At 28.4% G+C, this 13,471-nt stretch carries 11 protein-coding genes, 2 tRNA genes and 2 rRNA genes; 14 read left to right on the top strand and 1 reads right to left on the bottom strand.

Features of this window, described 5'->3' with window-relative positions; translation table 11 throughout:
* From ACYUDJ_RS21105 to disA, 12 genes are all read left to right on the top strand, one after another.
* Positions 1 to 108, top strand: a 23S ribosomal RNA gene (locus ACYUDJ_RS21105); the annotation flags it as partial.
* 91 nt (positions 109 to 199) lie between these two features.
* A 5S ribosomal RNA gene (gene rrf / locus ACYUDJ_RS21100) occupies positions 200 to 316 on the top strand.
* 8 nt (positions 317 to 324) lie between these two features.
* Positions 325 to 399, top strand: a tRNA-Asn gene (locus tag ACYUDJ_RS21095).
* Positions 400 to 426: 27 nt separating this feature from the next.
* Positions 427 to 501, top strand: a tRNA-Asn gene (locus ACYUDJ_RS21090).
* Positions 502 to 686: 185 nt separating this feature from the next.
* Positions 687 to 2,759 carry an elongation factor G gene (gene fusA, locus ACYUDJ_RS21085; protein WP_003482866.1) on the top strand — a complete coding sequence of 691 codons (2,073 nt, stop codon included), beginning with the start codon at positions 687 to 689 and terminating at the stop codon, positions 2,757 to 2,759.
* 367 nt (positions 2,760 to 3,126) lie between these two features.
* Positions 3,127 to 3,357, top strand: coding sequence for a hypothetical protein (locus ACYUDJ_RS21080; RefSeq protein WP_003482868.1), 231 nt, complete (start codon positions 3,127 to 3,129; stop codon positions 3,355 to 3,357).
* Positions 3,358 to 3,705: 348 nt separating this feature from the next.
* On the top strand, positions 3,706 to 4,170 hold the full coding sequence (locus ACYUDJ_RS21075) for a CtsR family transcriptional regulator (RefSeq protein WP_003482870.1): 465 nt from the start codon (positions 3,706 to 3,708) through the stop codon (positions 4,168 to 4,170).
* A gap of 22 nt (positions 4,171 to 4,192) precedes the next feature.
* Positions 4,193 to 4,720: a UvrB/UvrC motif-containing protein gene (locus ACYUDJ_RS21070; protein WP_003482872.1), complete on the top strand. Its 528-nt coding sequence runs from the start codon at positions 4,193 to 4,195 to the stop codon at positions 4,718 to 4,720.
* Positions 4,721 to 4,724: 4 nt separating this feature from the next.
* Positions 4,725 to 5,768: a protein arginine kinase gene (locus ACYUDJ_RS21065; RefSeq protein WP_003482874.1), complete on the top strand. Its 1,044-nt coding sequence runs from the start codon at positions 4,725 to 4,727 to the stop codon at positions 5,766 to 5,768.
* A 1-nt stretch (position 5,769) separates the two neighbouring features.
* A complete protein-coding gene (locus ACYUDJ_RS21060) occupies positions 5,770 to 8,205 on the top strand; it encodes an ATP-dependent Clp protease ATP-binding subunit (protein ID WP_042384055.1) in 2,436 nt (811 codons plus the stop codon).
* A 119-nt stretch (positions 8,206 to 8,324) separates the two neighbouring features.
* A complete protein-coding gene (radA, locus tag ACYUDJ_RS21055) occupies positions 8,325 to 9,683 on the top strand; it encodes a DNA repair protein RadA (RefSeq protein ID WP_003482877.1) in 1,359 nt (452 codons plus the stop codon).
* An 18-nt stretch (positions 9,684 to 9,701) separates the two neighbouring features.
* Positions 9,702 to 10,763, top strand: a complete 1,062-nt coding sequence (gene disA, locus ACYUDJ_RS21050; protein WP_003491261.1) for a DNA integrity scanning diadenylate cyclase DisA — start codon at positions 9,702 to 9,704, stop codon at positions 10,761 to 10,763.
* 31 nt (positions 10,764 to 10,794) lie between these two features.
* On the opposite strand, the gene ACYUDJ_RS21045 is transcribed toward disA, so the two are convergent.
* Entirely contained in the window at positions 10,795 to 11,193 is a 399-nt protein-coding gene (locus ACYUDJ_RS21045; RefSeq protein ID WP_003482881.1) for a nucleoside triphosphate pyrophosphohydrolase family protein, read from the bottom strand.
* 400 nt (positions 11,194 to 11,593) lie between these two features.
* On the opposite strand from ACYUDJ_RS21045, the gene ACYUDJ_RS21040 reads away from it, so the two are divergent.
* Both ACYUDJ_RS21040 and ispD read left to right on the top strand, forming a co-directional pair.
* Positions 11,594 to 12,694 (top strand): PIN/TRAM domain-containing protein, encoded by a 1,101-nt coding sequence (locus ACYUDJ_RS21040; protein WP_003482883.1) that lies wholly within the window; start codon positions 11,594 to 11,596, stop codon positions 12,692 to 12,694.
* A gap of 1 nt (position 12,695) precedes the next feature.
* Positions 12,696 to 13,385: a 2-C-methyl-D-erythritol 4-phosphate cytidylyltransferase gene (gene ispD / locus ACYUDJ_RS21035; protein ID WP_003482885.1), complete on the top strand. Its 690-nt coding sequence runs from the start codon at positions 12,696 to 12,698 to the stop codon at positions 13,383 to 13,385.
* Positions 13,386 to 13,471: the final 86 nt, after the last annotated feature.

The following is a 13,471-nucleotide window of genomic DNA, read 5'->3' as shown; positions in this document are numbered from 1 at the left end:
AGCGTAAGCTAGTAAGACTCCTGGAAGAACACCAGGTTGATAGGTCAGAGATGTAAGCATGGCAACATGTTAAGTTGACTGATACTAATAAGTCGAGGGCTTGACCAAAATAAAATTCACTGTGTAATTTTGAGAGAAACAATAAAAATTGTTAAATCTCTATTGACAAATTGCAAAAAAGCAATTATAATGTTAAATATCTGGTGATTATGGCTTGAAGGTAACACCCGTTCCCATGCCGAACACGAAGGTTAAGCTTCAAAGCGCTGATGGTACTGCAGGGGAGGCCCTGTGGAAGAGTAAGTCGTTGCCAGATATAAATATTCCGCGGTAGCTCAATGGTGGAGCACTCGGCTGTTAACCGATAGGTTGAAGGTTCGAATCCTTTCCGCGGAGCCATTTAAATTTTATATTTTTAAAAAATATTCCGCGATAGCTCAACGGTGGAGCACTCGGCTGTTAACCGATAGGTTGAAGGTTCGAATCCTTTTCGCGGAGCCATTTTATTTTTTGGATAATTTTATTAAAAGTTGTAATAAAAGCTATTAGATATGTAATATATATTTAATAGCTTTTTATTTTTTGATTATAGTCTGATTATTAAGAAAATTAGTAATTTTTGAAAGGATTTTATATTATCAAATAGAATATATATTTAAGCCATAAAATAGATAGGGGGAATTAGTATGAATTATAGCACCACCAATCTAAGAAATATAGGCATAATTGGACATAGTGGATCAGGAAAAACTTCTTTAACAGAAGCTATTTTGTATTTTACAAATATGGTAGATAGATTAGGTACCATAGAAGAGGGAAATACTGTATCTGATTATGATACAGAAGAGAAAAAACGAAAAATATCTATATCCACCACAATACAACCGTGTAAATGGAAGGACACAAAAATTAATTTGATTGATATGCCTGGTTATTTTGATTTTGTAGGAGAAAAAATTCAAGGTTTAAAAGCTGCTGATATTGCCATTATAGTATTGTCAGCAACAGGGAGTATACATGTTGGAACAGAAAAGTCTTGGAATTATACAACAAAAGAGAAAATACCTAAAGTATTTTATATAAACAAATTAGATAAAGAAAATATGGATTTTGAAGGCACTTTAAATAAACTTAAAGAAAGATATGGTGTATCTGTAGTGCCTGTTCAATACCCTATAGGAAAAGAACAAAATTTTAAAGGTGTAATAAATGTTATTTCTAGCAAGGCAATAATATTTAATGAAAAAACACATAAGGTGGAGACAAAAGAAGTACCAAATGAATTATTAGATAAAGTGAATGAATGTAAAAATATGATTGTAGAAGCCGTAGCTGAAACAGATGAGAAGCTTTTAGAAAAATATTTTAGTGAAGGTACACTAAGTGAAAAAGATATATATGAGGGATTAATGGCAGGCACTGCAAAAGGAGAAATAGTTCCAGTAATGTGTGGGTCTGCTATAAAGGCCATAGGTATTGAAACTGTTTTAGAGGATATAGTTCAATGGTTTCCATCACCAGTAGAAACAAAAAAAATAGAGGCATCAGAGGGTATAAATAAAAATAATATAGAGATAAGTTGTAATGAAAAAGATCCATTTTCAGCACTAGTTTTTAAGACTATTATAGATCCTTTTATAGGTAGATTGTCATTATTTAAAGTAATGAGTGGAGTAATAAATGAAGAAAGCTCTATTTATAATTCAACAAAAGATAAAAAGGAGAAGGTAGGTAAATTATATTTTTTAAAAGGTAAGCAACAAATTCAAACAGATAGAGTAATTTCAGGAGATATAGGAGCAGCAAGCAAATTACAATATACTTCTACAGGGGATACTTTGTGTGATTTAAACAGAAAAATAATATTCAAAAAAATGGATTTTCCTAAAGCTAATATGACCATGGCAGCATTACCTAAATCAAAAAATGACGAAGATAAAATGTTTTATGCTCTAGATAAATTAGTGGAGGAAGATCCTACAATATATATAAGTAGAGATTTAGAAAATGCAGAAACATTAATATCAGGTATGGGAGATATACATTTAGAAGTAATAGCAAATAGAGTAAAAAATAAATTCGGCACAGAAATAGTGCTAGATTTGCCTAAAATTCCATATAGGGAGACTATAAAATCTATATCTAAGGTCCAAGGAAAACATAAAAAACAATCTGGTGGACATGGCCAATATGGAGATGTATTTATAAAATTTGAACCAAACAAAAATGGAGAGTTTGAATTTGTAAATAATATAGTTGGAGGGGTAGTTCCGAAACAATATATTCCCGCAGTAGAAGAAGGAATTTTAGAATGCATGAAAAAGGGAGTACTAGCAGAATATCCTGTTATAGGAATTAAGGCTACAATATACGATGGTTCATATCACTCAGTAGATTCATCTGAAATGGCTTTTAAAATTGCAGCCTCTATTGCATTTAAGAAGGGAATAAAGGAAGCAAAACCAACTTTATTAGAGCCTATAATGCGTTTAGAAGTAATATCATCAGAGGAATATATGGGAGATATTATAGGAGATATAAATAGAAAAAGAGGCAAAATTTTAGGTATGGAGCAGGAAGCTAATAATTTAGAAAAAATTATAGCAGAAGTACCACAGGCAGAAATAATAAGTTATGCTACAGATCTAAGAAGTATAACTCAGGGGATGGGTGAATTTTATTTAAGTTTTGAAAGATATGATGAAATTTTAGATCCCATTGAGGTTGAAAAAGTACTATCTAGTAAAAATAAAATATAGTATAAAAAATCACCTAGTTTTTAGGTGATTTTTTATACTATATTTTATTTACTATTTATTATATTATTAAAACCTGTGCTATTTTAGTAGTTCCATTTAGATTAAATACCTTTCCAAGTATGTATATAAATAATAATATATTTTAATTATTATAACTGTAGTATTAAATTTTAATGTAATTTTATCTATAAGTTATTATGAAACAGTACCAATAATTAACTCAATTAAATATATTATAACAGAATTAATTTTTAACATATATTTCAGCTATTATACATAAAACATAAATATTAGTAATAAAATGTGTATTATGTGAAATAATATTATAGAAAAATATATGTTACATTAAGCAAAAAGGGGAGATTTAATGTCAAGTTATCATTTAAATATTAAGGGGCCTATGGGACTAAGTGATTATAGTAGTATAAATGATTATATAAATATATTAGACTCAAAAGATGAAGTAATAATAGAGATGAATTGTGAAGAGAGACAAAATATGGATATAATATGTAATATGTTAGAGAGAAGTAATTTTGAAATAAATAAAAAAGATATATTGAAAGAAAATTATTATATAGAAGCTTATAAAAGATAAAGTTAGATTATGAGGATTTTTCAGCTTATTCATTAAAAATAAATAAGCTTTTAGTAGTAATAGCTTATAGCTTAAGCAGATAGAAAAATCCTTTTCCTATAATTGTATTCTGTCATAGAGTTAGATAGAAAAATCATAAAATAATACTAAGAGAAAGACTAATTAAAACACATAGTGATATTTTAATCAAAGGAAATTAAAAATTTACAAAACTAATAGAAATATAAAGAAAAACAATAATAATTTAGCATAATGACATTATTTACATGTATATGTATGTTGAATAAAGAAAATATGTAAATTATTATATTACTAAGGTCAAAGAAAGACAAAGTCAGAAGAAAAGGAATGATATTTGTGGCTAGATTATCTGATATAATAGAGGATTTTATAAAAGAAATGTTTCAAGAAAATAATGAATCAGAATTACAAATAAAAAGAAATGAATTGGCTAATTATTTTAGTTGTGCACCATCTCAAATAAATTATGTTTTAACTACTAGATTTACAGAAGATAAGGGTTATTATATAGAAAGCAAGAGAGGTGGTGGAGGTTGCATTATAATTAGACGTATAGAATTTACTAATAATAAAAACTTGAAAGAGCTTATAGTAGATAGAATAGGGAACAGTATTACATATGATAATGCAATAAATATCATAGATGGGTTAGTAGAAATGGCTGTCATAACAGAAAGAGAAGCTATTATAATGAAAATTGCTATAAATGATAGAGTGTTTGGAAATATTGATATAAGTAAAAATATGTTAAGGGCTAATATACTAAAAAATATAATTATGGTTATAATTTAATATAAAAGTTGGGGGTGATTTTATGCTATGTGATAAATGTAATAAAAATAGTGCAACAGTTCATATAACAAAGGTTATAAATGGACATAGAGAAGAGGTTAATTTATGTGAAAGCTGTGCAAAACAGGAACAAGGAATAGGAATAACAGATAATTTAAATCTTATGTCATCTTTTTCAGTTCAAAATATATTAGCTAATATATTAGATTATATGAATAAGCCTCAAGAAAAAAATATAAGTTATGAAATTACGTGTCCTCATTGCGGAACAACTTATAATGAATTTAAAATGAAAGGTTTATTAGGCTGTAGTGAGTGTTATAAGGTTTTTAATGATAGTATAATTCCAATAATAAAAAGAATTCATGGAAATGTAGAGCATACAGGAAAAATTCCTGAAAAATCAGGACAATATATAATAAAACAAAAGAATTTGCAACAATTAAGAGACAAATTGCAAAAATGCATTAAAGAGGAAGAATATGAAAAAGCCGCAGAAATAAGAGATAAAATAAAGTTATTGGAAAATGAAAAAGAGGAGGAGGCGTAAATATATGAACGAAAATAAAAAAACTCCTTTGTCAAATGATAACATGGTTTTAAGTAGTAGAATAAGATTAGCTAGGAATGTAGACAAGGCACCCTTTCCAAATAAAATAGATAATAAGAATGGTAGAGATATCATATATAGGATAGAAAATGAATTTTATAAGGAAGTTGAAAAGGACGCATTTAAGACTATATATTTATGGAATCTAGAAAAAAAAGAAATTAATTCATTGTTGGAAAAACACATCATTAGTTTTAACTTAATTAATAATATAGATAAGGCCGCTATAATAATAGATAGTTCTGAAAAAAATAGTATTATGATAAATGAAGAAGATCATATTAGAATACAAAGTATAACAAAGGGTCTTAATTTAGAAAAGGCATTTGAAAAAGCAAACCATATTGATAATATGATTGAAAAAAATATAAATTTAGCCTTTGATAAAGATTTAGGATATTTGACATCCTGCCCAACAAATATTGGAACAGGATTAAGAGCTTCTGTTATGATACATTTACCAGCTCTTTCCATGAATAATAGAATATCAGCATTATTGAATGCTATAAGTCAATTAGGCATGACAGTAAGGGGTATTTATGGGGAAGGTTCTAAAGCTTTAGGAAATATATATCAAATATCAAATCAAATTACTCTAGGCTTAGATGAAATAGAGATAATAAACAATTTAAAGGCAGTAATAAAACAAATAATAAATGAAGAGAATATGGCAAGAGAAAAGTTCATAGAAAGTTATGAATATGAAATAAAGGATAAAATATATAGATCCTTAGCATTGTTAGAATCAGCAATACTATTAGATAATTTAGAATGCTTAAATTATATATCTAATGTAAAGCTAGGTATAGAGATGTCAATAATAAAAGATATAGATGAGAATATAATTAATCAATTAATAGTAGACACCCAACCGGCTAATTTAAATAGGATTTATGATAAAGAAATGACTGAGAAAGAAAGTAGATATTATAGAGCTATGTTAGTTAAAGAAAGATTAAAAAAACAAAAGTTTGAGGAGGGTGATTAATATGATGTTTGGAAGATTTACAGAAAGAGCTCAGAAAGTACTTATGAATGCTCAGGAAGAAGCAGAAAAATTCAAACATGGATATGTAGGTACAGAACATATTCTTTTAGGAATTTTAATAGAAGATGGAGTAGCCAAACAATTATTAAATAATTCTGGCATAACAGAAGATAAAGTTAGACAGTTAATAGAAAGATATGAAGGAAAAGGGGAGATGGATCTTTATAAAAATGAAATTCCACTTACTCCAAGAACAAAAAGATTACTTGAAATGAGTTTATTAGAAGCTAGAAATTTAAATCATAATTATATAACTCCAGAGCATATATTATTGGGATTAATAAGAGAAGCAGAAGGTGTAGCCTTTACTATCCTTTCTAATCTAGGATTAGATGTTGAAAGATTAAAAAAAGAGCTAATAAAAAATTTGTCAGGAGAAGAAATGCTTAAAGATGAAGGTAGCAAAAAAAGTTCTAAAAGTTCTACTCCTACATTAGATCAATTTGGAAGAGATCTAACTGAAATGGCAGAGGAGGGGAAGATTGACCCCGTTATTGGAAGAGACAAAGAAACTCAAAGAGTTTTAGAAATATTATGCAGAAGGACTAAGAATAATCCTTGTTTAATAGGGGAACCGGGAGTTGGAAAAACAGCAATAGCGGAAGGGTTAGCCCAAAACATAATTAATGGGAATATACCAGAAATATTAAAAAATAAAAGGGTAGTTACGTTAGATTTAACATCTATGATAGCAGGAGCTAAATATAGGGGTGAATTTGAGGATAGATTAAAGAAAATAATGGAGGAAGTAAGAAACTCTAAAGATACAATATTGTTTATAGATGAAATTCATACAATAGTTGGAGCTGGAGCAGCAGAAGGGGCTATAGATGCGGCAAACATATTAAAGCCAGCATTGGCAAGAGGAGAAATTCAATGTATAGGTGCAACTACATTAGATGAGTATAGAAAATATATAGAAAAAGATTCCGCTTTAGAGAGAAGATTTCAACCTATAAATGTAGGAGAACCTACAAAAGAAGAAACAATAGAGATTTTAAAAGGATTAAGAGATAAGTATGAAGCACATCATAGAGTTAAATTTACAGATGATGCTATATATGCAGCGGTTAATTTATCAGATAGATATATAAGAGATAGATTTTTGCCAGATAAAGCAATAGACTTAATAGATGAAGCTGGTTCAAAGGTTAGAATAGAAAATTTAATTGCACCACCAGATCTAAAAAATATAGAGGAACAATTAGATAAAGTTGTTAAAGAAAAAGAAGATGCAATAAGAGTTCAGGATTTTGAAAAAGCTGCTAACTTAAGGGATAAAGAAAAGGAATTAAAAGAAAAGTTAGAAGGGTTAAAAAAGGATTGGAATGCAGAAAAAGAGGGTTCTAATTTAATTGTATCAGAACAACAAATAGCATCAGTAGTTTCAAAATGGACTAATATACCAGTTAATAAGCTTACTGAAAAGGAATCTGAAAGACTGTTAAAATTAGAAGATATTCTTCATAATAGAGTGATTGGGCAAGAAGAAGCTATTAAATCAGTATCAAAATCTGTAAGAAGGGCAAGAGTAGGTTTAAAAGATCCAAAGAGACCAATAGGGTCATTTATATTTTTAGGACCAACAGGTGTAGGAAAAACTGAATTAACAAAAGCTTTAGCGGAAGCTATGTTTGGAAATGAAAATAATATGATTAGAGTTGATATGTCAGAGTATATGGAAAAGCATTCAGTATCCAGATTAATAGGATCACCTCCAGGATATGTAGGACATGATGAAGGAGGTCAATTAACAGAGAAAGTAAGGACAAATCCATATTCAGTTGTGTTATTTGACGAAATAGAAAAAGCTCATCCAGAAGTATTTAATATATTACTTCAAATATTAGAAGATGGAAGGCTTACAGATGGCAAAGGTAAGACAGTAGATTTTAGAAACACTATAATCATAATGACATCTAATGTGGGAGCATCAACTATAAGTAGGCAAAAAACATTAGGTTTTAATACTTCTATAGAAGAAGAAAGAGAAACAGAATATGAAAAAATGAAAGATAACATTATGCATGAGTTAAAACATTCATTTAGGCCAGAATTCTTAAATAGAATAGACGATATAATAGTTTTCCATCAATTAAGAGAAGAGCATATTAAAGAAATAGTTAAGCTTATGCTAAAAATTGTATCAAATAGAGTTGAAGATCAAGGAATCAAATTAGAGTTTACAGAAGAGGCAGAAAAAATATTGGCAAAAGAAGGATATGATACTAATTATGGAGCTAGACCTTTAAGAAGAGCTATAACTAAAATTGTAGAAGATAAATTGTCAGAAGAAATATTAAAAGGTAATATTAAAAAAGGTGATTCAGTTAAAGTTAATACTATTGAAGATAAATTGAATTTTTCTAAAATCTAAATTTTGAATTTAATTCTAAACCAATAATTAAATTTATTTAATTATTGGTTTTTTAAAATTATTTGTACTAATTGATGTTATAATAATATTATTGTAATTAAGGTTTTGGAGTTGATTAAATGGCTAAAAATAAAATTGTATATACATGTCAACAATGTGGGTACGAATCTATAAAATGGGTAGGAAAATGCCCTGGATGCAATACTTGGAATAGTATGGTAGAGGAAGAAAAACAATCAACTAATAAGACTATAAAAAATATAAATATTAAATCAGAACCTAAAATGATATCCACAATAAAATCTAGTGAATACGAAAGATTAGATACTGGAATAAAGGAACTAAATAGAGTTTTAGGTGGTGGTATAGTTAAGGGATCTCTAACTCTTATATCTGGCTCTCCTGGAATAGGAAAGTCCACAATACTTTTACAAGCTGCTAATAATATTGCTACTAAGTATGGTAAGGTTTTATATGTATCAGGAGAAGAATCAGAAGAGCAAATAAAAATGAGGGCAGATAGACTTAAGGTAATATCAAAAGATATATACATACTTTCAGAAACAAATGTGGATATAATAAAAGAACACATTACGACAATTAATCCTAAATTTGTTATAATAGATTCTATACAGACTCTTTTTAAAAGTGAACTATCTTCAGCTCCAGGTACTGTGTCTCAAGTTAGGCAGTGTTCTAACGATATTATGCATATAAGCAAAAATAATAACATACCTTTCTTTATAGTGGCACATGTTACAAAGCAAGGAGAATTAGCAGGACCTAGAGTTTTAGAACATATGGTAGATACGGTTTTATCTTTTGAAGGAGAAAGAACCCAAGAATTTAGGATTTTAAGAACAGTAAAAAATCGTTTCGGAACTACAAGTGAAATAGGAGTTTTTGAAATGGCAGGAGAAGGACTATTAGAAATAAGCAACCCTTCCGCTGTATTTTTAGAAGAAACTGAATTTCAAAGGGAAGGTTCTGTAATAATAGGTATAATGGAAGGTACTAGACCAATACTTATAGAAATACAAGCGTTGGTAAGTGAAACAAAAGCTTATATGCCAAGAAGAACAGCAGTAGGAGTAGACACAGCTAGATTGAATTTAATATTAGCCGTGTTAGAAAAAAAATTAAATATACCTTTTTATAATTGCGATGTATATGTTAATGTAGTAGGAGGGTTAGATTTAACAGGGACTTTTGCTGATTTAGGATTAGCATTAGCTTTAATATCTAGTGCTAAATCAAAAGATATAAAATTACCTAAAGTTTTAGTAGTTGGAGAAATAGGACTTACAGGAGAGGTTCGCCCCGTAAGTTTTTGTGATAGAATAGTAAATGAAGGCATAAAAATGGGATTTACCAGTATAATTATACCTGATAGAAATAAAGACAAAATTTCTGTAAAAAATAATGTTAATCTAATTGGTATATCTTCTTTAAGAGAAGGTATTAATAAAGTATTTTAATTGTGTAGGGTGAGAGAAGTGAGAATAGAAAAAGATAAAGAATTAATGAATATACTTAAAATAATGGCCCCAGGGACCCCACTAAGAGAGGGGTTAGAGAATATATTAAGAGCTAAAACCGGTGGATTATTAGTTCTAGGAGATAGTGATCAAATATTAAAATTAGTAGACGGTGGATTTAAAATTAATTCAGAATATAGTCCATCTTATGTTTATGAACTAGCTAAAATGGATGGTTCAATTGTGTTAAGCAGCGATTTAAAGAAGATATTATGTGCTAATGCTCAATTAATACCGGATTCATCTATACCTACTTTTGAGACAGGAACAAGACATAGAACTGCTGATAGAGTAGCGAAACAAACAGGAGCCATAGTAATAGCTATTTCTCAGAGGAGAAATATAATAACTGTTTATAAGGGTGGAATAAAGTATGTATTAAGAGATAGTAGTATAATATTAGCAAGAGCTAATCAAGCTCTGCAAACTTTAGAAAAATATGTAGCTGTTTTAGACAGAGTAGTAAATAATTTGAATATACTAGAATTTAAGGATATAGCAACTTTATTTGATGTAGTAACTGCTATTCAAAGATCCGAAATGGTTATGAGAATAGTTAGTGAAATAGAAAGATATATATGTGAATTAGGTAATGAAGGAAGACTAATTGATATGCAATTAAGTGAATTAATAAAAAGTGTAGAAGAAGATGGCATTCTGCTTATAAGAGACTATTGTAGAAGTAATATGGAATATGAGGATATATACAAACAAATACAAGGACTTTCATCAGAAGAACTTTTAAATTTAGATGGATTATCAAAAATTATAGGATATACAGGAGTACCTTTGGTAGATACACTTATTTCACCCCGAGGATATAGGATGATTAATAAAATACCGAGAATACCAAGTAATGTAATAGAAAATTTAGTAGCTAATTTTAATCAGTTAAAATGTGTAATGGAAGCATCCTATGAGCAATTAGATAATGTAGAAGGGATTGGAGAAGCTAGAGCTAAAGCTATAAAAAATGGATTAAGAAGACTTAGAGAACAAATAATGCTAGATAAAGTATAGCACAAAGTATTAAAATACTTTGTGCTATACTTTATCTCATACTATATTTGCCTAATGTATTTATTTTATTATATTCTTTTAACAATATATCATATAAGTTTAAATCTAATAAGTTGCATAGAGAGGTCAAATAAAATAAATTATTACCAATTTCTCTTTCAATTACATCTCTACAGTTATCACAAAGTTCACCATTAATGTGAGATTTTAAACAATCTCTGAGAGCTTCTATATCTATACTATCTGAAGGCAATTTTTGCTTTTCTGCTTTAACTGAAACACAGCCACAGTTAGTTATTGATTTAGCTATAGCTCTATTTACTCTCGCATTAGATTCACTGTATTTGGTTAAAATATCTAATATACTCTTATGTCTTAAAAGAGAATCATTAACAGAATTTTGAAAATCATCAAAAATTACATCTTTCATAGGGTTCAACTCCTTATAAAGATTTCATATGTGTACTATAAACTATTATAGGTTCCTATCATTAACCTTGTCAATAAGTGTATAAGTTAAATCATATTTATATCATAAATTAAAATCAATATTTTTTATAGGGGGATACTCATGTTAAATAATACCTATATATTATTAAAGAAGGAAATGGAAAAAATATGAAGAATATATATAGTTAAAGTAGTAAAAATTTAATATTAAAAACAAAAATATAAAGGAAAACAAATATTAAACAAAGTGTGTATTTTCATAAATAATTATTAATTATTTTTAGGATTGTTGAAAATTAATAATTATTAATATATATTAAATATAAAAAGGATTGAAAATCTTAATAATTGTTAACAATTATTAAGAGGAGGTGAAATGGATGTTAAATAAAATATTAAGATGGCTTTTTACAATAATAGGATTAGCCTTAGGGTATATAATTGGGGGATTAATTATGTCAACCAACTATTTCTCTAGTTTATCTTATTTTAATGGAAGTCAAGTTAAGTCAGCTTTCTTTTTAATTTTATGTTCTATAGTTTTTGGAATAATATTATTTCTTATATCCCCATGGATAAATTCTATAATATTGAAAATAATGGATTATATAGTAAGAAGTTTGCAAAAATTATCTGCCAATGAAATTGTATTTGGAACTGTTGGAGCTATATTGGGATTGGCTATATCAGCTTTATTCGTTAATTTGCTAGCTCAGATCCCTATAATAGGAGTAATATTAGCCGTAGTTGTTGCTATTATTATGGCTGCATTAGGAGCCAATATTGCAATTAAAAGAAAAGAAGAATTAATATCACTTTTTTCTAATATAAAAAGAAATTCACCAGCAAAAGAAAAAAAGGCAAAGTCTAATAAAAGTAATGCAACCCCTAAAGTATTAGATACATCTGTTATAATAGATGGAAGAATATTTGATATATGTCAGACTGAATTTATAGAAGGAACTTTGGTAATACCTACTTTTGTTTTAGCAGAGCTTAGGCATATAGCGGACTCTTCAGATAGCTTAAAGAGGAATAGAGGGAGAAGAGGCTTAGATATACTAAACAAAATACAAAAGGAACTAAATATAGATGTGCAAATATATGAAAAGGACTTCCCAGAAATAGCAGAGGTAGATAGTAAATTATTAAAATTAGCTCAGGTTTTAAACGGTAAAGTAATAACTAATGATTATAATTTAAATAAAGTAGCTGAATTTCAAGGAGTACCTGTATTAAATATAAATGAATTAGCAAATGCAGTAAAGCCTGTTGTGTTACCGGGAGAGGAAATGAATATCCAAATTGTTAAAGATGGTAAAGAGGCTAATCAAGGAATAGCTTACTTTGATGATGGAACTATGATTGTAGTAGAAGGGGCTAAAAAACGTATAGGACAAAACTTAGACGTAGTAGTAACCTCTGTTTTACAAACAGCAGCAGGAAGAATGATTTTTGCTAAGAGAAAAGAGGAGTCTTAGCATGAGTAAAAATTCTGTTATTATAGTTGCTGCTGGAAAAGGCAAAAGAATGAATAGCAATATAAGCAAGCAGTTTTTAAAGATAAAAAATAAACCTATTCTTTATTATACGTTAAGCAAATTTTCAACCCATGAATCTATAGATGAAATAGTGCTAGTTACCTTAGAAGATAAAATAGAAGTTTGTAGGGATATTATAGATAAATATAATATTAATAAGGTATCTAAAATAGTTCCAGGGGGTAAGGAGAGACAGGATTCTGTTTATAATGGATTAAAAGCTGTATCAAAGAATTGTGATGTAGTATTAATCCATGATGCAGCAAGACCTTTTGTTACTAGTGATATTATAGAGAATGGTATAAGATATGTAAAGCAATACGGAGCCGCTGCTTCTGGAGTAAGGCCAAAGGATACTATAAAAATAAAAGATAAACAAGGATTTGCAATAGACACTCCTAGCAGAGAGGATCTATTTATAGTTCAAACTCCTCAGTGTTTTGATTACAATATAATATTAGATTGTCATGAAAAGTTAAAAAAACATAATAAAAAAGTAACAGATGATACTATGGTTTTGGAAAATTACGGTAAATCAGTATATTTATATGAAGGCAGCTACAGTAATATAAAAATAACAACTCCTGAAGATTTAATATTAGGAGAACAAATATTAGAAAAGCTAACTTAGCAACAAAACTCGTCCTAATAAGGGGCGAGTTTTGTTTATATATTGCATATTTTAAATTTTAATTTGGAATATTTTGAAATATAATA

The organism is Clostridium sp. CTA-6, assembly GCF_054768115.1.
This window is presented reverse-complemented; position numbering and strand designations above follow the sequence as displayed.